Source organism: Arthrobacter sp. B3I9 (assembly GCF_030816935.1).
Taxonomy (GTDB): domain Bacteria; phylum Actinomycetota; class Actinomycetes; order Actinomycetales; family Micrococcaceae; genus Arthrobacter.
Genome location: NZ_JAUSYO010000001.1, coordinates 2,522,836 through 2,544,704, shown reverse-complemented (window position 1 = coordinate 2,544,704; position 21,869 = coordinate 2,522,836). Strand labels below are relative to the sequence as shown.

Below are 21,869 nucleotides of genomic sequence, written 5' to 3'. Positions count from 1 at the left end.
ATTAAGGATTTGTTTGGATCCGGCCGGTTCCGGAAGCGAAGGAACCGGCCGCTGTTACCGTCGGCAGTGAAAGCGGGCCCCCGGCCTGCGCATCAAGGCAGACATGACGACGCTGAGCAGACCTCCGTTCGATCCCACGGCCCCCGGACCGACCACCCGGGAGAAATTCAGGCGCTGGCTTCTGTTCGGCCTGCAGGACGCGAAAGGGTCCCATCAGGGCCCCGGCGGTGTGCGCGGTTCCCACCAGAAACAGCATTCGTGGTGGCAGGTGATGTGCCTGACGGGCGTGGACTACTTCTCCACCCTGGGGTACCAGCCGGCCATCGCGGCCCTGGCAGCGGGCGCGATCTCTCCGCTTGCGACCCTGGTGCTGGTGGCCGTCACGCTCTCCGGCGCCCTGCCCGTGTACCGGCGTGTGGCAGGAGAGAGTCCACGCGGCGAAGGGTCGATCGCCATGTTCGAGCGCCTGCTGCCGCGATGGGGCGGCAAGGTCCTAGTTCTGGTGTTGTTGGGGTTCGCCGCGACGGACTTCATGATCACCATAACGCTGTCCGCCGCGGACGCCTCGGCGCATGCCATCCAGAACCCGTTGGCTCCCGGCTGGCTGCAGGGTTTGAACGTCCTTGTCACGCTGGTCCTGCTGGCGTTGCTGGCCGCGGTATTCCTTCGGGGTTTCAAGGAAGCGATCGGTGTAGCCGTTGTCCTTGTGGCGGTCTACCTGGGCCTGAATGTGATTGTGGTTGCCACGACCGCCGTTGAAGCCTTCGACCATCCGACGGCGGTAAGAGACTGGTGGCTAACCCTGACCACCTCGCACGGAAGCCCGTTCGCCGCCGTCGGCATCGCTCTGCTCGTCTTCCCCAAGCTGGCGCTGGGCCTGTCCGGCTTCGAGACCGGGGTGGCCGTCATGCCGCAGATCAAGGGCGGGCCTGACGACACCGACGAGCAGCCAGCCGGACGGATCAAGGGAGCGCGGAGGCTGTTGACCGCCGCCGCCGTCATCATGAGTTCCTTTCTGGTGACGACCAGCTTCACCACGGTGGTCCTGATCCCGGCACGGGAGTTCGAGCCCGGCGGCGCAGCGAACGGCCGCGCCCTTGCATTTCTGGCTCACGAATATCTCGGGAACACCTTTGGAACGGTCTATGACATCAGCACCATCGCCATCCTGTGGTTTGCCGGAGCATCCGCGATGGCGGGCCTGCTGAACCTCGTGCCGCGCTACCTTCCCCCCGTTACGGCATGGCTCCCGGCTGGGCCCGGGCGGTCCGGCCGCTGGTGCTCGTATTCACGGCAGTTGGATTCCTGATCACCTTCCTCTTCGACGCCGACGTCGACGCCCAGGGAGGCGCGTACGCCACCGGCGTCCTGGTCCTGATGACCTCAGCGGCCGTTGCGGTCACGCTGTCCGCCCGCCACCGGCGACAGCGCCGGCAGACAGTAGGCTTCGCAACGATTGCGGTGGTGTTCATCTACACCACCGCGGCGAACATCGTCGAGCGCCCTGAAGGAATCCGGATCGCGTCGGTGTTCGTTCTTGGCATCATCGTGATCTCCCTGCTGTCCCGGATCCGCCGATCGTTTGAACTCCATGCCACCCACGTCCACCTGGACCGGGGGGCCTTGGAGTTCATGTCCTCGGACCTGGAGGGGCCGATTGCCCTGATCGCCCACGAACCCCTGCGCCTGGAAGCCGAGGACTACGCCCGTAAGCTCACCTCCGCAATCCAGGTCAGCCACCTGCCCGTGGACTACCAAGCGCTGTTCCTTGAAGTGGTCGTCGACGATTCCTCGGACTTCGAGACCGCCCTCGAAGTCCGGGGAATCCTGCGCCACGGCTTCCGTGTGCTCGAAGTCCATGGCCCCAGTGTCCCGAACACCATAGCCTCGGTCCTGCTACACATCCGGGACGTGACCGGCCTGATGCCGCACATCTACTTCCGCTGGACCGAAGGAAATCCCGTGTCGAACCTGGTGCGTTTCCTGTTCCTGGGCGAGGGCGAGATCGCACCTGTCACCCGCGAAGTGCTGCGCGAAGCCGAGCCGGACGTCACCAAACGCCCCTGGGTCCACGTCGGCTGAGCACGCCGCCTGCCCCGGGCCCGCTCTTCCGGCGGCAACCGGTCCCGCCGGGGACCGGGTGCCGTTTTTTGTGGCCAGGACTTTTCGTGTCCGGAACTTTTTGTGCAGGGACCCATCCGTAGGCGCATCCGCTCCGAATTGCTGTGCACCGGCGATGAACCGCGTCCCGGCGCTTTATCAAGGCCGGCCAGCAAAAGGATCAACGACATGACAGCTACGGACTACGCCCGATTCCTTACGACGTGCGTGCGGACCGATCCCAACCTCGACGAGGGGCTTGCGGACGACGAGCTGTACGGCGTGTACATCAGCTGGTGCTTCCTCCAGCGCATGGTGCCTGCGCCGTCCAAGGCATTCTGGATGGCCATGCAGGACCTGGGAATCCGCGGTTCCGGGCGCAGCACACAAGGCTCCATCCGTCTCGGGCTGCGCATGACCGGACCCGCGGCCGTGGATTACATCCTGGCGCGGCGCCCCGTTCTCGTTTGAGGGGCACTATGGGGAGGGGCCGCCGTCGTAAATCACGACGGCGGCCGGCGTGTCCGTGTCGAAGTGCCCCCATTGGAAAGCGGCCGCTAGCCGGGGAGACGCTCCGACGCAGCCCAGGCGAACGCGCTCTCCGCGGGTTGCTTGTACTCCAGGCCGATGTAGCCCTCGTAGCCGAGCTGGCGGCTGCGGGCGATCCATTGGCCAAGCGGTAGCCCACCGGTGCCGGGAGCGCCGCGGCCGGGGCTGTCGGCGATCTGGATGTGGCCGAAGTCTTTGGCGTGACTGTCGATGACGGCGGCCACATCCTCACCGTTGACCGACAGATGGTAGAAGTCCGCCAGGAACCTGATGTTCTCCGCGCCGGTTTCCTGCCGCACCCGGGAGATGGTCCGGAGTGCGTCATCAGCGGTCAGCAGGGGGTAGCGGGGCGCCCCGCTCACCGGTTCAAGCAGGACGGTGCCGCCGATGCGGGCGACCCCTGCGGCTGCCGCGGCGAGGTTCTCCACCGCCAGCTCGTCCTGGGCCTCCGGGGTGTGCCCTTCCTGGCGGTTGCCGTAAAGGGCATTGAAGGCCCTGCAGCCGAGGTGTCCGCCGATGCCCACAACGACGTCGATGTTGTCCTTGAACTCGGCCGAGCGGCCCATCCAGGACACCAGGCCGCGGTCCCCGGCCGGCATATTGCCGGCGTTGAAATTGAGGCCTGTCAGCTGGACGCCCGCGTCGGTGACGGCCCGCTCGAAATCGGTGACGGCGGCGTCGCCGGGAACGGAAGCCTCGAACGGCCACCAGAATTCGACGGCGTCGAAGCCTGCCGCTTTTGCCGCGGCGGGCCGCTCGAGGAGGGGCAGCTCCGTCAGCAGGATCGAGCAGTTCACGGAATACGTCATTGGAGGTTCCTTCGGTGTTGAGCCGGAAACTAGCGGCTCTCCAACCATTCCACATCGTAGGACTGGCACTGTGACGGCCCGCACTTTTGTATAGTCGGACGATGGAAAAGCGCAGATTGGGTAAGACCGGACGCAACGTCTCCGTTGTGGGCCTCGGCACGTGGCAGCTCGGCGCCGACTGGGGTGCCGTGGAGCCCGCGCAGGCGCAGGCCGTGCTGGCCGCGGCGGCGGAAGCAGGCGTGACCTTCTTCGACACCGCCGACGTGTACGGGGACGGCCGCAGCGAACAGGCCATCGGTGCCTTCCTTGCGGACAATCCGGGGCTCGACATCACGGTGGCTACCAAGATGGGCCGCCGGCTGGAGCAGGACCCCGCCAATTACAACCTCGCCAACTTCCGCCAGTGGGTGGACCGCTCCCGGCGCAATCTGCAGACCGACCGCCTGGACCTGGTCCAGCTGCACTGCCCGCCCACCGCGGTCTACAGCAGCGCCGAGGTCTACGATGCCCTTGACACGCTGGTGGCGGAGGGATCCATCCGTAACTACGGTGTCAGCGTGGAGCGCACCGATGAAGCCCTGGAGGCCATCCGCCACCCCGGCATCGCCACGGTACAGATCATCCTCAACGCCTTCCGGCTCAAGCCGCTGGACGAGGTGTTGCCGGCGGCCGAGGCCGCGGGGGTTGGCATCATCGCCCGGGTGCCGCTGGCTTCGGGGCTGCTCTCGGGCAGGTATTCCAAGGAGACGTCCTTCCCGGAGAATGACCACCGGAACTTCAACCGGGCAGGTTCCGCGTTCGACGTCGGAGAAACGTTCTCCGGCGTGGATTACGAACAGGGGCTGAGGGCCGTGGCGGAGTTTGAGGAACTGGTGCCCGACGGCGTCACTACTGCCCAGGCCGCCATCGCCTGGATCACCGCTCAGGACGGCGTCAGCACCGTGATCCCCGGAGCCCGCAACGTGGACCAGGTGCGGTCCAACGCGGCGGCGGCCGGGGCCGGCGGAATCGATGCCACGTTCGACGTCGGTGTCCGGGAAATCTACGACCGCTACTTCCGCGGGACTATCCACCCCCGCTGGTAGGTTCCGTGGCTGGGCAGCTGCTAACCGTCTGCCGGATACCGCACGCGCTCTCCTTCCACGCGGGCGAAGGGGGTCAGAGTGTGCGGCTTGGCGGCCTTCTCCGTCAGTATGTCCAGCACCTGGACGCCCCGCACCAGGAGCGCGTCACCGATCAGCGACCGGTGGCAGCGCCAGGGGACAGCTTCGGCGCACATGATGGCGGCGTTGTTCGTCCGTCCCCGTTCCAGGAGCTGGCCGATGGCGGCTGAAAATTCGTCGGTCTGCATGTAATCCGCGTAGCCCCGGAAAGAGGCGTTCCGCCACGCCGCATTGGGGCTGTCCTTCCGGGCGTGCCGCAGGCCGCCGAGCGATGGCATCCGCCGGTAGGTGATTCCGCTGGCGCGCACGCTCGCCGCCAGGGCGTCGCTGTTGAACTGCGGGTTGTGCCGCGACTTCGGGACTGTCCGAACGTCGATCAGCTTCTTGATGCGGTGGGCCTTCAAGATGCCGATAAATTCATCAATGGGATGGGTGGAGTGTCCTACCGTGAAGATGGTCATGTCCGCCATCCTCAAATGCTAGGCGGCGGGGATGCGCAGTTCACGCAGCGGGGACGGCAGTGAAGCCGCCCGGTTATTCTGGTTGCCCTACGATCAGCAGAGGGGACGGGCCGGGTATGACTTCTTCAGCCATCGAGGGCTTCGTCGACCGCCTCGCGGCCGTCGTGACAGGGCCCGCGTGCAACAACTTCTTCGATGACGCCGTCCCGGCGAATGCCCAGCGCCGCCGGAACCTTGCGGCCTACCTTGAGGAAATGCTGGAGCGCTCCCCGAAGGTGCTGCTCGTAGGGGAGGCCCCCGGCTTCCGGGGCATGCGCATCACCGGCGTCCCCTTCACCAACCGCACCATGTTCGAGGGTCCCGCGAACAGCCTGGGTCTGTTCGGGCCGGGAAGGGGCTACGTGCTGCCGCCGGAGGCTGCTGGCGTCGCAGCCGAGCCGACAGCCACGGTGATGTGGCAGGTACTGGCGGAACTGGACTTTCTGCCCGTGCTGTGGAGCGCCTGCCCGTGGCATACCCATATGCCCGGACGGCCGCTGTCCAACCGCACGCCGACAGCCGCCGAGGCAGCACTCGGCACTCCGTTCTGGAAGTCGCTGACTGAACTGTTTCCTATCGAAAGCGTGGTGGCCGTCGGAAACGTGGCGCACCGCAGCCTGCTGCGGAGCGGTCTCGACATGCCGAAGATCAGGCATCCCGCCCATGGCGGCCGGGCCGGGTTCAAGCGGGGCCTCCAGGAGCTTCTCTCAGCGGGGATGCGGCCGTAGCCCGCCGCTTGCCCGCCCGTTCCCGCGAAAGGGCCCGGTGCACGCCTAGGTTCGGTCAGCCGCGTAGCTGAGCCCGATCTGGCGGCGCACCTCATCCATCGTCTCCATCACCTGTACGGTCTCCCTCGCCGACAGGATGTCGTTTGCCGTGGCGCCGGCACGGACCAGCCGCTCCAGCTCCCACGCCTGGTACTGCATTCCGCGGCCGGTGACGGGCTCCTCGAAACGTTCGACGACGGTGCCGTTGGCGTCATAGCGGGTGAAGGGCGTCGGCGAGTACCAGACCGAGTCGATCTCGATGCTTCCCTCGGTGCCGATGACGGCGGCGCGGTTGGGGCCGGCGGTGTCCAGTGCGCAGTGCAGCAGGGCCTGCTGCCCGTCCCCGTATCCGAAGATCATCGCGGTCTGCCGGTCGACACCCGTGGAGGTCGTGCTGGCGAGCGCCCGGACATCCACGGGGGCGCCGAGGACGTCGAAGGCGAACGATACGGGGTAGATCCCCAGGTCGAGGAGCGCTCCGCCGCCCAGCTCCGGGTTGTTGAGGCGGTGCAGCGGATCCTTTGGCAGGTTCTGGTTGTGGTCCGCGATCACGGTCCTGACGTCACCCAGCGCGCCGGACCTGACCAGTTCACGGATCCGCACCATGTGCGGCAGGTACCGGGTCCACATCGCTTCCAGGGCCACGAGGCCCTTGGACTCGGCGAGGTCCACGATCTCCCTGGCCTGCCGCGCGTTCATGGCGAAGGGCTTTTCGACGAGCACGTGCTTGCCCGCGTTGAGGGCCAGCAACGCGTTCTCGTAGTGGAAGGGGTGCGGCGTCGAGATGTACACGGCGTCCACCTCGGGGTCACCCACCAGGTCCTCGTAGCTCCCATGGGCAGAGTCAATTCCGAATTCGGCGGCGAACCGTGCGGCTGCTTCCGCGGACCTGGAGCCCACCGCCTGTACGCTGCACCCGTTCGCGACCAAGTCGGAGGTCTGCAGGCCGGCGATGAATCCCGTGCCGAGGATTCCCCACCGGACAGTCTGGGCGTTCTCGCCGGAATCGTTCGTAGTCTGCGGCATGTGTTGGGGGTTCCCTTCGGACAGGCGGTCACGACGGCGTTGCGGGTCGCGTGGAGCATTTCGCTGCTTCACAGCAGTGTTCGTATCTTAGGCGCAGATCCACTGATCGGGTCCATCGTCGAGGCGTAGCGGGCAGGCACAGAGGAGCGGCTCGGCGGCCCCAAAGAAAACGGCAGGGTCCGGAAGAACCGGACCCTGCCGCTCCGCCGTCGAACGCCATGACGGACGAGCCTCTGGGAGGCGCTAGCTCTCCTTGCTACCGGCGCCACGGACCGGCCGGTTGGCCACCAGCGGGTACGGGCCGGTGAAGCCCTCGCGCACTGCCGCCAGTTCGAGGATCCGGTGGCGGCAGAGGCGCCAGCCGAGCATCAGCAGCGGGATGATGACCACCAGCGAGGCTATGGTCCACGTCCCCACGGGCGTGTCGAAGGCCATCAGCACCAGGACGGCGAGCAGGAACGCGAGCGTGAGCCAGCCGGTGACGGGCGAGCCGGGCATCCGGAAGCTGGGACGCAGCAGTTCGCCGCGGTTGGCGAGCCGCTGGAGCTGCATCTGGCACAGGACGATCATTCCCCAAGTGCTGATGATGCCCAGGGACGCAACGTTCAGGACGATTTCGAAGGCCTCGGCCGGGACCAGCGCATTGAGCACCACGCCGAGGACCGCCACGGCCGCGGTCAGCGCGATGCCGCCGTAGGGCACGCCGGCCTTATTCATGCGCGCCGCGAATTTGGGCGCCGAGCCGGTGACCGACATCGAACGCATGATCCGGCCGGTGGAGTAGAGCCCGGCGTTGAGCGAGGACAGCGCCGCGGTGAGCACCACCAGGTTCATGATCGCGTCCACGCCCTCGACCCCGATGGAGCCGAAGAAGGTCACGAAGGGACTTTCGCCGGCCTTGTAGGAGGTGTACGGCAGGAGCAGGGAGAGCAGGACAAGGGATCCGACGTAGAAGACGGCGATACGGACGATCACCGTGTTGATGGCCTTCGGCATGATCTTCTCGGGGTTTTCGGTTTCGCCGGCCGCGGTGCCGATCAGCTCGATGGAGGCGTAGGCGAACACCACGCCCTGCATCACAACGATCGCCGGCAACAGGCCGTTGGGGAACAGGCCGCCGTTGTCCGCGATGAGGCTGAAGCCGACTTCCTGTCCTGCGACGGGGGTGCCGAAGATAACAAAGTAGATGCCTACCGCCAGGAACGTCAGCAGTGCCACCACCTTGATCAGGGCGAACCAGAACTCAAGCTCGCCGAACACCTTGACGGAGATCAGGTTCAGGCCCAGCACGAGGATGAGGGCCGCGAGCGCCCAGGTCCACTGCGGCACGTCCGCGATGGGCGCCCAGTACTTCTTGAAGAAGTTCATATAGAGCGCGACGGCGGTGATGTCCACGATCGCCGTCATGGCCCAGTTCAGCCAGTACAGCCAGCCGGTGACGAAGGCTGCCTTCTCGCCGAAGAACTCGCGGGCGTAGGAGACGAACGAGCCTGAGGACGGGCGGTGCATGACGAGTTCGCCGAGCGCGCGCAGGATCATGAACGCAAAGAACCCGCAGACGGCGTAGCTGAGGACCAGCGCGGGTCCGGCCGACGCCAGCCGGCCGCCGGCGCCCATGAAGAGGCCGGTGCCGATCGCGCCGCCGATGGCGATCATCTGGACCTGGCGGGGTTTGAGGCCCTTGTGGTAGCCCTCATCCTCGACGTGGAGGGTGGTTTCAGAGGCGTGGGCATGCGCCGGAATGGTGTGGTCGGTGATGGCCTGAGTGCTGGCCGGTTGGGGCTGGTTCATTTCAGTCCTTTGTCTATTTGCTCAGGTTGGCAAGGCGCTCAGGGCTGAGCAGTTCTTGAAGTTGCTCCGCCGTGAGCAGGCCGTGTTCCAGGACCAGTTCGGCAACGCCCTTGCCGGTGGCAAGGGCTTCCTGGGCGATGGCGGTTGCGGTGGCGTAGCCGAGGTGGGGGTTCAATGCCGTGACGAGGCCAATCGACTGTTCCACGGTGGCGCGGAGGTGGTCGGTGTTGGCGGTGATGCCCCGGACGCAGCGCGCGGTAAGGGTCCGGCAGGCGGCTTCGAGGTGGCTGATGCTCTTGTGGAGGCTGTGGACAATGATCGGTTCGAAAGCGTTGAGCTGGAGCTGCCCGGCCTCGGCCGCCATGGTGATGGTGACGTCGTTGCCGATGACTTCGTAGGCCACCTGGCTGACCACTTCCGGAATGACCGGGTTGATCTTGCCGGGCATGATGGAGGACCCGGACTGCACGGCAGGCAGGTTGATTTCGCCGAAACCTGCACGCGGCCCGGAGGACAGCAGCCGGAGGTCATTGCAGATCTTGGAAAGCTTGACCGCCACGCGCTTGAGCACGCCGGAGAGGTGCACGAACGCCCCGACGTCCTGTGTGGCTTCGATCAGGTCGACGGCGGTGACCAGCGGCAGGCCGGTGACTTGGCCCAGGTGCCGGCACGCGGCCTCGGCGTAGCCCGCCGGTGCGTTCAGCCCGGTGCCGATGGCCGTGGCGCCGAGGTTGATCTCGTGGATCAGGAGGTCCGCCTCCGCCAGCCTGAGCCGGTCCTCGCCGATGGTCACCGCGTAGCTGCCGAATTCCTGGCCCAGGGTCATGGGAACGGCGTCCTGGAGCTGGGTGCGTCCCATTTTCACGACAGTGCGGAACTCCATGGCCTTGGCCGCGAAGGCTTCCTCCAGTTCCGCCAGCGCTTCCAGCAGTTCCCGGGCCGCGAAGATGGTGCCGAGCTTGACGGCCGTGGGGTAGACGTCATTGGTGGACTGGCTGAGGTTGACATGGTCGTTGGGGTGCAGGCGGGCGTAGTCACCCTTCGGGTGGCCGAGGATTTCCAGCGCCCGGTTTGCGATGACCTCGTTCGCGTTCATGTTCGACGACGTTCCGGCGCCGCCCTGGACGACGTCCACCACGAACTGATCGGCAAACTTGCCTGCGAGCACGTCCAGGCTCGCGTCCTCGATGGCCTGGGCGCGCTCGCCGTCCAGGAGGCCGAGTTCGTGGTTGGTCCGGGCGGCTGCCAGCTTCACGGCGGCCAGCCCGCGGACCAGGTGCATGTTGGAGGATAGCGGCTGGCCGGTGATGGGGAAGTTTTCCAGGGCGCGGAGGGTGTGCACGCCCCAGTAGGCGTCCACGGGGACGTCGCGGTCCCCGAGCAGATCGTGTTCGGAGCGGAATGCCGCGGGGGCACCGGTGTCGGTCATGGCTGTCCTCAAAGGGTTTCGGGTGCGGGGGAGGTGGAGTGGAGGAAGTCGGCGGCAAGGAGCAGGCCCACGGGGTGGCCCCCGCCCAGCACGGTGCCGGCGGCGAGGTCGGCGAGGGGACCTGTGCCGACGTCGAGCGCCTCCAGCGCGCGGATGGTGACCGGCATGCGGGCGCGGTCGCCGCCGTCGGAAATCTTCACCGCGAGGGCACGGCCGTCCGGCAGCCCGACCAGCTGCACGCCTTCGAAGCCGTCCTTGGCGAGCAGGCCCGGAACCCGGCGCATCAGTTCGGTGACGTCGCGCCCTTCCCCAGCCACCATCTCCGGGTGGCTGCGCATGGCGTGGGCAACCGCCGCCTCGGCGTTGCCGGCGGAAGCGGCGGCCGGGTCCAGCTCCGCCGCAGCGAGGCGGCCGAAGGCGCGGGCCATGCCGCGGAGGGTGAGGGCGAAGAGCGGGGTGCCGCAGCCGTCCGTGCTGACAGTGGACGGTTCCTCACCGGTGAGCTCGACGACGGTTTCCGCAACCAGCCTCTGCACCGGATGCGAGGGGTCAAGGTAGCCCGCCACCGGCCAGCCGTTGATGACGCACGTGGCAGCCATGGCGGCGTGTTTGCCCGAGCAGTTCTGGGCCAGCCGGGTGGCCGTCCCGCCGCCGCGGAGCCATGCTTCGCGTTCGCTGGCGCCGTATGGGAGGTCGGTGCTGTTTTCCAGGGCCTCAACCGAAAGGCCGTGCAGCTGCAGGATCCGGGCGGCGCCGTCGCGGTGGGCAGCTGCCCCGGAATGGCTTGCGGCGGCGAGGGCCAGCAGGTCGGCAGGCAGATCCAGTCCGGCTCGGACCATGGCCACGGCCTGGAGGGGTTTCAGGGCCGAGCGCGGATAGAAGGGCGCCGACGGATCGCCGGCAGCAAGGAGCGTCCGGGTGCCGGCGGCTTCCCCGGACACGGCGATCAGGGAACCGTAGTGGATGCTTTCCACGAGGCCGCCGCGGGTCTGGGCCGCGAGGGGTACGTGCCGCGGCAGGGTGCCGGTCTGCGGGGCAGCCGCGGTTTCGGTCAGGGCAGGGAAGGGCATGTAGTCCTAGGGGTATGTGTGGTGGGGGTGGTGGCTGGTTACTGGCTGAGGATGGAGTCGAGGGCGGCGCCGACGGCGGCAAGGTGCTCGTCCATCGCGGCGCGGGCGCCGGCGGCGTCATGGGCTTCGATGGCCTGCAGGATGCGCTGGTGCTCGCGGTCCGAGGCCAGTTGGCGGTCGGCCACCATGTTGAGCGTTTCTGACTGGTGGGCAAGGGCACCGCGGATGTCGGCAACGACGCTTTCGAAGACCTTGTTGCCGCTGGCACGAGCGATGGCCGCGTGGAAGCTGGAGTCCAGGCTGACCCAGGCTTCGGGATTGTCCTCGGCGGCCATCGCCGCCACGATGTCCCGGAGGCCCTCCAGCTCCTCAAGCGTGCGGCGCTGTGCGGCGAGCCCGGCGGCGGGCACTTCGATGTGGGGGCGCGCTTCGGTGAGGTCACGGGCGGAATAGGCGCCCAGCACAAGGTCCTTGGCCACCTGGTTGGCGACCACGAACGTGCCCTTGCCGGTTTTCGTCACCGTCAGGCCCAGGGCCGTGCAGGAGCGAAGGGCCTCCCGCACCACTGAGCGGCTCACTCCGTACCGCTGCGCGAGCGTCGTTTCGGAGCTGAGCTTCGCACCCACGGCCAGGTTGCCCGACTCGATGTCCGTCCGGAGGGCGTTGAAGACGGCTTCGGCGGCGCTGAGGCGCAGCAGCGGCGGCGTGGCGGTGCGGGCGTCGGGAGCAGGCTCGCCTGCTACTTGTCCTGCTGTCCGGCTGTCTGACAGGTTCACCCTTTGAATATGGCATGGATCACAGGCGGGTGTCAATGCGGAAATGTTGGGGAAGGGTCCGTGCCCCCACGGCGTCGTGGTTGCCGCCGCGGTCAAAGGGAGCCCAGCAGGTGGACGAGCTTGGAACCCAGGCGCACCGGCCCGAGAGCCCGGCTGCGCCGGGGCTGCTGCAGCTGACCGTCCGGCTCACCGCCCGACGGCGACTCGAAGCTGGCGGTGGACCGCCGCGGGATGGACTAGGCGCTTCACGCAAAACGTCTCCCGGGCTGCTGCCCGTGATCGAAGCGTCACGGGCAGCAGCCTTTCGGCCATGGCCGGGGGCCGATGCCGCGGAATCCCGCCGCCCGGCGCCCGCGGGAGCTTCAAAAGGTGCCACGCGTGACACGGAATCGTCCCGATACGCCCGCCCGCCGGGGCCAGGCCTGCGCTGCGGGGTGGACGGTCACGCCTAGAGGCCCCGGCAGTGCCCGCTACTGCTCAGTCCTGCGACAGCCCTGCCGTTGCGGCCGGGGTGGCCAGGCCCTCCACCACTTCGAGGCCGGGCAGCTTGAGGAGCTCTGCCGGGGCGAGCACGATCTTGCTTGTCCTGTTGCCGCCCCCCATGACGACGCGGGGTGTGTCCATCACAGCCCGGTCCACATAGATCGGAAGTCCGTCGATCCCCGCGGCCGTCACACCACCCACCAGCATGCCTGTCACGGCGATGGTGGTTTCGGCGTCCGCGAAGGAGGCGCGCTTGACGTCCAGCAGGTTGCGGACGCAGCGGTTGACATCGAGTCGCGTGGTGCCGAGCACGACGCAGACGGCATACCGGGGAGGGTCCACCTTCTTCGATGACACCAGGATGGTGTTGGCTGCCTGGTCGAGGGTAAAGCCATAGTGCTCGCAGAACTCGGCGGTGTCCGCGAGGTCGGGGGAGCATGCGAGCACTTCATGGCTGATTCCGTGGGCTCCCAAGGCGTCGGCCACCGAGGGCTGGAGGATCGTGTCCGTCAAAAGTTTCTACCTTCCGTACAAGTTTTTTTCTTCCATGCAGGGGCGGGCGGGTCAGAAGAGCGCGACGCCCGTCAGTTCAGCAAGCCGGTCCAGGAGCGCGTCCTGGAATTGCGGATCAACGGCCTCTGGGGCGGGTGCCTGGCGTTTCCGGTGGTACCAGTACCCGCCGCTGGTGGTCGCCGACGGGTCGTTGCTGGTGGCCAGCCACGTCTGGGTGAGGTGTCCCATCTCCAGGTCATCCGGGGCGCCGGCGCCGCCCATTTTGGTGGGGACCCATCCCGGGTCCACCGCGTGGCTTTGGATCTCCGGCCAGCGGCGTGCGACCGCCAAGGCAAGAGTGGCGACATGGAGCTTGCTCTCGGAGTAGGCGCGCACCGCATTCCAGCGCCGCTGGCGCCAGTCGATGTCCTGCAGCGAGCCGCCGCCGCTCCGGTGCATGCCGCTGCTGAGGTAGATCAGCCGGTCCGGGCGGTTGATCAGTGCGGTGAGCAGGTACGGTGCCAGGGTGTTCACCGCGAGCGTCCGGGAATGCCCTTCGGGCGTCGCCGCCCGTGCGGGCTCCAGATAGACGCCGGCGTTGTGGATGACGGCGTCCATCCTGCCGGCGTCGTTGACCTGGCGGGCGAGTCCGCGGACGCCGGTCGCGCTGCTGAGATCGCCGACGACGACGCCCGCGGCCCTGGGTGTCAGATCGGCCAGAACCTTCGCACGCTCCGCTGAACGGGCGTGCAGGAGGACGTCGTGGCCCTCGTCCAACAGGGCGCCGGCCGCGGCCCGGCCGAGCCCGTCGGCGGAGCCGGTGATGAAGATGCGTGCCATCGGTGGTCCCTTCCTCGGTGGCGCTGTCAGCCTGCGGTGGACGCCCGGACCACCAGCTCGGGAGGAAATACAACCTGGGTGGGTACGAAGCCGGGTTCGGAGCTGGCTTCCCGGAGGAGCAATTCGAGGGCGGTGGAACCAATCAGGGCGCTGGGTTGCCGGATGGAAGACAGCGGGACCACCGCCGCCGCGGCGAACTCAATGTCGTCGTAGCCGATCAGCGCGATCTGCTGCGGCACCTGTACGTCGCCCATCAGCATCAGGCCCTGGAGCAGTCCCGTGGCCAGCAGGTCGTTGGCGGCGAAAATCGCGTCGGGGCGCGTCGCTGCGGGCCGGAGCCGGATGGCCTCGCCTGCCGCCCGGCCCGAGAGCACCGTCAAGGACTCAGTCTCGAGGACCTCAAGGCTCGCGCCGGGCACTTCCGCGATCGCCTTGCGGGCGCCGTCGAGCCTGTCCGCAACCTGACGGATGCCGGACGGTCCGCCGACGAAGGCGATGCGTCGCCGGCCGAGGGAGAGCAGGTGGGCGGCAGCCAGCTGGCCCCCGGCCAGGTCATCCACCGCCACGGAGGAAAAGCTCAGGTTGTCAGTCTGCCGGTCGACGAGGACCGTGGGGATCCCGCGCCCACGTAACTGTTCCAGCCGCGGAACAACGTTGCCGACGGGGGACAGCAGCACGCCGCGGACGCGTTGCTGTTCAAAGAGATCCAGGTAGGCCGCTTCCCGGCCCGCATCCTCGTTGCTGTTGCCGACCAGGACGGTGAAGTGCTCGGCAGCCGCCCTGTCTTCCGCACCCCGGGCCAGTTCCGTGAAGAAAGGGTTGGCGGCGTCCAGGACCACCAGGCCGATGCTGCGGCTTCTGCCGGCCCGGAGCTGACGGGCGGCATCGTTGCGGACAAAGCCGAGCTCGTCGATGGCCGCCTGGACGCGGGAAATGACGTCCGCCGAAACTTTCTCCGGCCGGTTCAGGACGTTGGAGACGGTCCCGACGGAGACGCCGGCCAAGGCCGCGACGTCTTTGACGCTGGCTGAAACCATGGGCTGAGCTCCTGAAGTGCTGGCGTCTCCGCGCTGCCGGAGGGCTGCGCGCGTTACCGGGGTGGTGCCCTCAGGATACCTCCTGGGCAGCCAAATTGAACCCTTTCAATGAAACGTATCAATAACGGCTGCACGAAGTTTCCGACACCCCTTGACGGGTCCCCGCCGGCCGCCTATGCTTCAAATCACATCCAACATGAAACGATTCATTCTTCCTTCACCGGACCGTTCGTCAGACAGTTCATCTTGCGCAGTCCAATCAGCCCCAAAGGTGCGGTTACTTTATGCAGCAGACAGACAGCTCCCGGTCCGGCCCCTCCGGGGAAGGGCCGCGGCCAGTACTCTCTCTTCACCACGCGGCCAAGACCTTCGGGCCCGTGGTTGCCCTCGCCGATGGGACCATCGAGATCCAGGCGGGGGAAATCCATGCCCTGGTAGGAGAAAACGGTGCCGGCAAGTCCACCCTCGTCAAGATCCTCGCCGGTCTGCACCACCCGGATTCGGGCGACTTCAAGGTCGGCGGGGAAGGCGTCCAGTTCCGCAGTGTCGCTGACAGCAAGGCCGCCGGCATTTCGGTTATCTACCAGGAGCCCACACTCTTTCCGGACCTGAGCGTTGCCGAAAACATCTTCATCGGCCGCCAGCCCAAGGGCCGGTTCGGCTTGATCAGCAAAGCGGCCATGGTGCGGGAAGCGGGTAAGCTCTTCGGGCGGCTCGGCGTGCCCATCGATCCGACACGGATCGCCGAGGGCCTGTCCATCGCCGACCAGCAAATCATCGAAATCGCCAAAGCCATCTCGCTGGACGCCAAAGTGCTCGTGATGGACGAACCAACGGCCGCCCTCAGCGGCGTTGAAGTGGACCGGCTCTTCGCCGTCGCCCGCAGCCTGCGGGACAAGGGCACGGGCATCCTGTTCATCTCGCACCGCTTCGACGAGGTTTTCGGCCTCTGCGACCGGATCACTGTAATGCGGGACGGCCGGTACATCTCCACGCACCGGACCGCCGACGTGACCGTTGAGCAGATTGTCCGGGAGATGGTCGGCCGTGACATCGGAGCCCTGTTCCCCAAGACGGAGACGGAGACCGGTGACGTTGTCCTGAAGGTCGATTCCCTCAGCCGGGCGGGCGTCTTCCGGGATATCAGCTTCGAAGTCCGGGCAGGCGAGATCGTCGCACTGGCCGGGCTGGTGGGTGCCGGACGCACGGAGGTGGCCCGGGCGGTCTTCGGGATCGACCCCTACGATGCCGGTGACATCAGTTTCGAAGGCCGGAAACTGAAGGCGCGGGACCCCCAGGCTGCCATCGCCGCCGGGATGGGTTTCGTCCCCGAGGACCGCCGCAAACAGGGCCTGGTCATGAACCTTTCCGTGGCGCGGAACGTGACCCTCACGCTGCGGAACAAGCTGGCGACGGCGGGGCTGATCAATGGCGCCGCGGAACGCCGGGCGGCCGTGGACTGGAGCAAGCGGCTGCAGGTCAAGACCGGCTCCCAGGAGCACGCCGTCTCCACGCTCTCCGGCGGCAACCAGCAGAAAGTTGTCCTCGCCAAGTGGCTGGCCACCGACCCCCGGCTGCTCATCATCGACGAACCCACCCGCGGCATCGACGTAGGCACCAAGAGCGAGGTCCACCGGCTCATTTCGGACCTCGCGGGCCGCGGCATCGCGATCCTGATGATCTCCTCCGAACTGCCCGAGGTGCTCGGCATGGCGGACCGGGTGCTGGTCATGCGGGAGGGCCGGATCACGGCTGAGCTCGACCGGGCCGATACCACCCCCGAATCCGTCATGCACGCCGCAACTTCGTCCGCAGGAGGTACCTCATGAGCTCGGCTCTGGACCACAGGAACGTGACCATGCCGGCACCCGGTGCCCGCCCCCGCCGGGGCACACTCGCCTCGGTGCTCCGCCTGCGCGAGCTGCCGGTGCTGATCGCCCTCGCCGTCCTCGTCCTGGTGACCTACCTGATCAACCCGCTGTTCCTCACTCCGCAGGGCGTGAAAGACCTCCTGCTCAATGCCACCATCATCATCATCCTGGCGGCCGGGCAGACCCTACTGATCATCACCCGCAACATCGATCTCTCCGTGGGGTCCATGCTGGGCCTGGTGGCGTTCGCCACCGGGAGCATATTCTCGGCCGTGCCCGGCATCCCGATCATCGCTGTCTTCGCGATCGGGATGGCCTTCGGAGCGGTGCTTGGCGCCGTCAACGGGATCCTGGTGACGCTGGCGAAGGTGCCCGCCCTCGTGATCACCCTGGGCACCCTCTACGTCTTCCGTGGCCTGAACAATGCGTGGGCCGGTGGCAAACAGTTTTTCGCCGGTGACCGGCCGGACGCTTTCGGCGCCCTCTCGGTGGACACCGTGCTGGGTTTTCCGATCATCACGCTGCTGGCCCTCGTCGTCGTGATCGGCGTCGCCGTCTACATGTCCGGAACCCGCCCGGGACGGGACCTGTACGCCATCGGCTCGGACCCTGACGCGGCCACCGCCTTCGGCATCCAGGTGTCCAAGCGGGTCTTCCTGGCTTTCCTCGCCAACGGTGCACTGGCAGGCCTGGCCGGTGTCCTCTACGCCAGCCGCTTCAACTCCGTCGGCGCCACTACCGGCACCGGCATGGAACTGACCGTGGTGGCTGCCGCTGTGGTCGGTGGCGTGGCGATCTTCGGCGGCAGCGGATCGGTGGCGGGAGCCGCGCTCGGCGCGCTGCTCCTCACCACCATCACCAGTTCCCTGACAGCGCTGCGGGTCGACAAGTTCTGGCAGCAGGCCATCGTGGGCGTGCTGATCCTGGCCGCCATCATCATCGACCGCGTGGCAAGCCTGCGCACCGCCAAGAAACTTCGGATAAGCGAGGCCCGGAATGTCTGAAACCACATCGACCAGCACGGCGCCGGCCCCCATGGCGGACAGCACCAAGCCGCTTGCCAGCGAACCCAAAGGCAAGACGGGAGCTGCCCGGATCCTGGCGAGCCGCGACGCCGTCACCATCTACGCGCTCATCGCCTTCCTGCTGTACGCCGCCATCGCCATTCCCCGCTTCGCCTCGCCGGTCACCACCGGCTTCCTCCTGCTGGACGTCATCCCGGTGCTGCTCATCGCCATGCCCATGACGCTGATCATCGTCACCGGGGAGATCGACCTCTCGGTCGCCAGCACCGCCGGGCTGACCAGCGCCCTGATGGGGGTCCTCTGGGCCGGCGGAATGGATATCTGGCTGGTCCTCGCCATCAGCCTGCTGGCCGGCGTGGCAGCGGGGATGTTCAACGGGTTCCTGATCGCCGTCCTCGGCTTGCCGTCGCTGGCGGTCACCATCGGCACCCTGGCGCTCTTCCGCGGCCTGGCCCTGGTGATCATCGGCGACAACGCGGTGGCTAACTTCCCGAAGCCCCTGACCGCCTTCTTCACCTCCAAACTGGGCGGAACCGGCATCCCCACCGTGATGATCGGCGTCGTGCTGGTCATGATCTTCTTCGGGGTGCTGCTGCACTTCACCCCCTTCGGGCGCGGGCTGTTCGCGATGGGCTACAGCAAGGAAGCCGCCGGTTTCGTCGGGATCAATGTCGCGCGCAGCAAGTTCTGGCTCTACGTGGGATCCGGTGCGGTCTCGGCCCTGGCCGGCATCTACTGGACGCTGCGCTACACCAGCGCCCGCAGCGACAACGCCTCCGGCCTCGAACTGGCCGTCATCGCCGCCGTACTCCTGGGCGGCGTGTCGATCTTCGGCGGGAAGGGGTCCATCCCCGGCGTCATTGCCGGAGTCCTGCTGATCGGGACACTGAACTATGCCTTGCGGCTGGCCCGGGTCTCCGACGTCGTGCTGATCACCGTCACGGGCCTGCTCCTGATCTTCTCCGTGGTTGCGCCGAGTGTCGGGGCCGCGGTCAAAGACTGGCGGCACACCCGCCGCGTCCGCCGGAGTTTCAGCCAGAAGGCAGCTTGAACGGCTGCCCTCCCGCTCCTATCCCCACCGTGTCCGCACGCAAGCAATTTGTATTTGCCGCCAAAGAAAAAGGGGAAGAACAATGATGTTGAACCGCAAAAACACAGGCCCGACCGGCCGCTTGGCGTCCCTGGTCGCCGTCACCGCCGCGGCGGCTCTCGCCCTGACGGCCTGCGGCGGCGGCTCCGGATCGACCGGCGGCAGCAGCAGCTCCGCGGCGGGAGGAGGGGGAGGGGACCTCAAAATCACCTTCATCCCCAAGCAGCTGAACAACCCCTACACGGACGTTGTCCTGGGCGGCGGTAAGAAGGGCGCCCAGGAAGCAGGCTTCGGCTCGTCCCAGGTGGTCGGCCCGCTGGAAGCGTCCGCCTCCAGCCAGGTCTCGTTCATTAACGCCGAAACCCAGGCGGGCACGAACGTGATCACCATTGCCGCCAATGACCCCGATGCCGTGTGCACAGCCCTTGGCGAAGCGCGCTCCGCCGGGGCGAAAATCGTGGCCTTCGACTCGGACACCAACCCGGACTGCCGCGACGTGTTCATCAGCCAGGTTGTCGCCAAGGAGGTGGCGCTGATTCAGACCAAGCTGATCTCCCAGCAGATCGGCGGCAGCGGCGAGATCGCGATCCTCTCGGCCACCGCGAACGCCACCAACCAGAACGAGTGGATCAAGTTCATGGAAGAGGAACTGGCTTCCAACCCGGCGTACAAGGACATCAAGCTCGTCGCGAAGGTCTATGGCGATGACAACGACACCAAGTCCTTCCAGGAGGCGCAGGGCCTGCTGCAGGCCCACCCGAACCTGAAGGGCATCATCTCCCCGACCACCGTGGGTATTGCCGCCACAGCGCGGTACCTCTCCACGTCGGCGTACAAGGGGAAGGTCGCGCTTACCGGACTCGGCCTGCCCAATGAGATGCGGCCCTTCGTCAAGGACGGGACCGTGAAGGAGTTTGCCCTGTGGGACCCGGCGCAGCTGGGATACGTGGCCGCCTTCGCCGGCAAGGCGCTCATCGACGGCAAGATCACCGGCGCCGAAGGCGATACCTTCACAGCCGGCGAACTGGGCGAACGCAAGGTCGAAAAGGGCGGTCTCGTGATCGTGGGACCGCCGACCGTCTTCAACGCCGACAACATCGACAAGTACAACTTCTAAACCCAAGCCGGCGGCCGGGCGGGCGCCCTGACAGCCCGGCCCGGCGCCACCCGCCCCGCATTTGACGTTCCCGAGCCACGAGTTCCCTTTTCCATGCCGGAAGGCCCTCAATGAACCAGAAGCAATCAGCCGCCCGGCTCCTGCAGCCGCACCGGCGCCGCCCCACCCGTATCGGGCTGGTCTCCGGCGGCCTGGGCGCCTACTGGCCCCAGTTCCCGGACCTGCTGCCGCAGTTGCGCGAGTCCGTGGCGTACGTCACCGGACGGTTCCAGGACCTCGACGCCGACGTCGTGGACACCGGCTTCGTCTCCGATGCGCAGGAAGCCGCGGCCGCCGGTGAAAAACTGCGCGTCGCCGACTGCGATCTGATCGTCATCTTCCTGACCACGTACCTGACGTCCTCGATGGTGCTGCCCATCGCCCAGCGGACCCAGACCCCGGTACTGGTCATCGACCTGCAGCCCACCGAGGCGATGGACCACGCAAACTTCGACACCGGCAAGTGGCTGGCCTACTGCGGCCAGTGCCCTGTGCCCGAGGTCGCCAACGTCTTCCGCCGGGCCGGTATAGATTTCCGCTCCGTCTCCGGCCACCTCAAGCAGGAGTCCGCCTGGGAGCGGATCACCCGGTGGGTGCACGCCGCCGGTGTCCGTGCCCGGCTGCGCAACGCCCGCCACGGTCTCATGGGCCACCTGTACCCGGGCATGCTGGATGTGGCCACCGACCTGACGACCGTCTCCACCACCTTCGGCTCCCACGTGGAGGTACTGGAATTCGATGACCTGCGCGAACGGGTGAACGCCGTCACCGAGGACCAGGTGTCCGAGCGGCTCGAACTGGCCCGGGACCTCTTCGTGATCGACGAATCCGTCGTCGACGACGACTTCGCCTGGGGCGCCAAAGTGTCCGTAGGCCTGGACAGGCTGGTGGAGGACTTCGATCTGGACTCCGTGGCCTACTACCACCGCGGGCTGGCCGGCGAGCAGCACGAGCGGCTGGGCGCCGGGATGATCCTCGGCGCCTCCCTCCTCACAGCCCGCGGCATTCCGATGGCCGGTGAATTCGAGCTCCGGACCTCCATCGCCATGCTTGCCGCCCAGGCGATCGGTGCCGGGGGCTCGTTCACCGAAATCCAGGCGCTCAACTTCTTCGACAATGTGGTGGAGATGGGCCACGACGGGCCGGCGCACCTCGCGGTCTCCGCCCAGGACCCGCTGCTTCGCGGGCTGGGCGTGTATCACGGCAAGCGCGGCTGGGGCGTCTCGGTGGAGTTCGACGTCCGCCACGGGCCCGTCACAACGTTCGGGATCGGTCAGGACCGGGACGGCAGCTACGTCTTCGTCACCGCGGAGGGTGAAGTGGTGCCGGGTCCGCTGCTGGCCATCGGCAACACGACCTCCCGGGTGGACTTCGGCGGGGACCCGGGGCTGTGGGTGGACCAATGGAGCCAGACCGGTGTCGGCCATCACTGGGCCCTCTGCGTGGGGCACCGCGCGGCCGACATCAAGGCGGCCGCATCCCTGCTGGGCGTCGAACACCGGCACGTGGTGCTCCCGTGAGCCGCCAGCGCGTCTGCTTCCAGCTGCAGGTCAAGCCGGGACGTATCGAGGAGTACACGCGGCGGCATGCTGCCGTGTGGCCGGAGATGCTAGCGGCGCTGAAGAGCTCCGGATGGCACAACTACTCACTTTTCCTGCGCCCCGACGGCCTGCTGATCGGCTATTTCGAAACCGACAGCCTTCCCGAAGCCCAGGCCCGGATGGCAGCCACCGACGTCAACGCCCGCTGGCAGGAGCAGATGTCCGGCTTCTTCGAAGACCTGGACGGGGCCCCGGACGAAGGCTTCCTTCAACTGACTGAAATATTCAACCTCGAGGACCAACTGGCCGCCTCAACGCCCGGCTTCTCCTCCTCCACATCTCAAGGAGACTGAC

Annotated in this window: 19 protein-coding genes and 1 pseudogene; 10 read left to right on the top strand and 10 right to left on the bottom strand. The window is 67.1% G+C overall.

Annotated elements, in window-relative coordinates; all coding sequences use genetic code 11:
* Positions 1–103: 103 nt before the first annotated feature.
* Together QFZ65_RS11955 and QFZ65_RS11950 are read left to right on the top strand one after the other, a co-directional pair.
* Positions 104–2,082 (top strand): annotated as a pseudogene (locus tag QFZ65_RS11955) (amino acid transporter).
* A 207-nt stretch (positions 2,083–2,289) separates the two neighbouring features.
* Positions 2,290–2,571, top strand: a complete 282-nt coding sequence (locus tag QFZ65_RS11950) for a hypothetical protein (RefSeq protein ID WP_306910660.1) — start codon at positions 2,290–2,292, stop codon at positions 2,569–2,571.
* Between the two features lie 86 nt (positions 2,572–2,657).
* On the opposite strand, the gene QFZ65_RS11945 is transcribed toward QFZ65_RS11950, so the two are convergent.
* Positions 2,658–3,458, bottom strand: coding sequence for a hydroxypyruvate isomerase family protein (locus QFZ65_RS11945; protein WP_306910658.1), 801 nt, complete (start codon positions 3,456–3,458; stop codon positions 2,658–2,660).
* A gap of 101 nt (positions 3,459–3,559) precedes the next feature.
* Between QFZ65_RS11945 and QFZ65_RS11940 the strand changes: the two genes are divergently transcribed.
* Complete coding sequence (locus tag QFZ65_RS11940; protein WP_306910656.1) at positions 3,560–4,543, top strand: aldo/keto reductase; 984 nt, start codon at positions 3,560–3,562, stop codon at positions 4,541–4,543.
* A gap of 20 nt (positions 4,544–4,563) precedes the next feature.
* On the opposite strand, the gene QFZ65_RS11935 is transcribed toward QFZ65_RS11940, so the two are convergent.
* Positions 4,564–5,082 (bottom strand): DUF488 family protein, encoded by a 519-nt coding sequence (locus QFZ65_RS11935; RefSeq protein WP_306910654.1) that lies wholly within the window; start codon positions 5,080–5,082, stop codon positions 4,564–4,566.
* 116 nt (positions 5,083–5,198) lie between these two features.
* On the opposite strand from QFZ65_RS11935, the gene QFZ65_RS11930 reads away from it, so the two are divergent.
* Positions 5,199–5,849 carry a uracil-DNA glycosylase gene (locus QFZ65_RS11930; protein WP_306910652.1) on the top strand — a complete coding sequence of 217 codons (651 nt, stop codon included), beginning with the start codon at positions 5,199–5,201 and terminating at the stop codon, positions 5,847–5,849.
* Between the two features lie 45 nt (positions 5,850–5,894).
* Here the strand turns inward: QFZ65_RS11930 and QFZ65_RS11925 are convergent, their stop codons facing one another.
* The 8 genes from QFZ65_RS11925 to QFZ65_RS11890 all read right to left on the bottom strand — a co-directional run bounded on the left by QFZ65_RS11925 (position 5,895) and on the right by QFZ65_RS11890 (position 14,832).
* Positions 5,895–6,914 (bottom strand): Gfo/Idh/MocA family protein, encoded by a 1,020-nt coding sequence (locus tag QFZ65_RS11925; RefSeq protein ID WP_306910650.1) that lies wholly within the window; start codon positions 6,912–6,914, stop codon positions 5,895–5,897.
* Between the two features lie 243 nt (positions 6,915–7,157).
* A complete protein-coding gene (locus QFZ65_RS11920; RefSeq protein ID WP_306910648.1) occupies positions 7,158–8,705 on the bottom strand; it encodes an amino acid permease in 1,548 nt (515 codons plus the stop codon).
* A 13-nt stretch (positions 8,706–8,718) separates the two neighbouring features.
* Positions 8,719–10,134: an aspartate ammonia-lyase gene (locus QFZ65_RS11915; protein ID WP_306910645.1), complete on the bottom strand. Its 1,416-nt coding sequence runs from the start codon at positions 10,132–10,134 to the stop codon at positions 8,719–8,721.
* 8 nt (positions 10,135–10,142) lie between these two features.
* Entirely contained in the window at positions 10,143–11,204 is a 1,062-nt protein-coding gene (locus QFZ65_RS11910; RefSeq protein WP_306910643.1) for an asparaginase, read from the bottom strand.
* Between the two features lie 38 nt (positions 11,205–11,242).
* Positions 11,243–11,980 (bottom strand): FadR/GntR family transcriptional regulator, encoded by a 738-nt coding sequence (locus QFZ65_RS11905; RefSeq protein WP_373427584.1) that lies wholly within the window; start codon positions 11,978–11,980, stop codon positions 11,243–11,245.
* A gap of 477 nt (positions 11,981–12,457) precedes the next feature.
* Complete coding sequence (locus tag QFZ65_RS11900) at positions 12,458–12,976, bottom strand: YbaK/EbsC family protein (RefSeq protein WP_306910641.1); 519 nt, start codon at positions 12,974–12,976, stop codon at positions 12,458–12,460.
* 51 nt (positions 12,977–13,027) lie between these two features.
* Positions 13,028–13,795, bottom strand: coding sequence for an SDR family NAD(P)-dependent oxidoreductase (locus QFZ65_RS11895; RefSeq protein ID WP_306910639.1), 768 nt, complete (start codon positions 13,793–13,795; stop codon positions 13,028–13,030).
* A gap of 26 nt (positions 13,796–13,821) precedes the next feature.
* Entirely contained in the window at positions 13,822–14,832 is a 1,011-nt protein-coding gene (locus tag QFZ65_RS11890; protein ID WP_306910637.1) for a LacI family DNA-binding transcriptional regulator, read from the bottom strand.
* Between the two features lie 284 nt (positions 14,833–15,116).
* On the opposite strand from QFZ65_RS11890, the gene QFZ65_RS11885 reads away from it, so the two are divergent.
* From QFZ65_RS11885 to QFZ65_RS11860, 6 genes are all read left to right on the top strand, one after another.
* Positions 15,117–16,661: a sugar ABC transporter ATP-binding protein gene (locus QFZ65_RS11885; protein ID WP_306910636.1), complete on the top strand. Its 1,545-nt coding sequence runs from the start codon at positions 15,117–15,119 to the stop codon at positions 16,659–16,661.
* Entirely contained in the window at positions 16,658–17,707 is a 1,050-nt protein-coding gene (locus tag QFZ65_RS11880) for an ABC transporter permease (protein WP_306910634.1), read from the top strand. The genes QFZ65_RS11885 and QFZ65_RS11880 overlap by 4 nt, the downstream gene beginning before the upstream one ends.
* The gene (locus QFZ65_RS11875) at positions 17,700–18,779 is read left to right on the top strand and encodes an ABC transporter permease (protein WP_306910632.1); all 1,080 of its coding nucleotides are present in this window, start codon (positions 17,700–17,702) and stop codon (positions 18,777–18,779) included. The genes QFZ65_RS11880 and QFZ65_RS11875 overlap by 8 nt, the downstream gene beginning before the upstream one ends.
* Positions 18,780–18,861: 82 nt before the next feature.
* Entirely contained in the window at positions 18,862–19,935 is a 1,074-nt protein-coding gene (gene rhaS, locus QFZ65_RS11870; protein ID WP_306910630.1) for a rhamnose ABC transporter substrate-binding protein, read from the top strand.
* 110 nt (positions 19,936–20,045) lie between these two features.
* Positions 20,046–21,494: an L-fucose/L-arabinose isomerase family protein gene (locus QFZ65_RS11865; protein WP_306910628.1), complete on the top strand. Its 1,449-nt coding sequence runs from the start codon at positions 20,046–20,048 to the stop codon at positions 21,492–21,494.
* A complete protein-coding gene (locus QFZ65_RS11860) occupies positions 21,491–21,868 on the top strand; it encodes an L-rhamnose mutarotase (RefSeq protein WP_306910627.1) in 378 nt (125 codons plus the stop codon). The genes QFZ65_RS11865 and QFZ65_RS11860 overlap by 4 nt, the downstream gene beginning before the upstream one ends.
* Position 21,869: the final 1 nt, after the last annotated feature.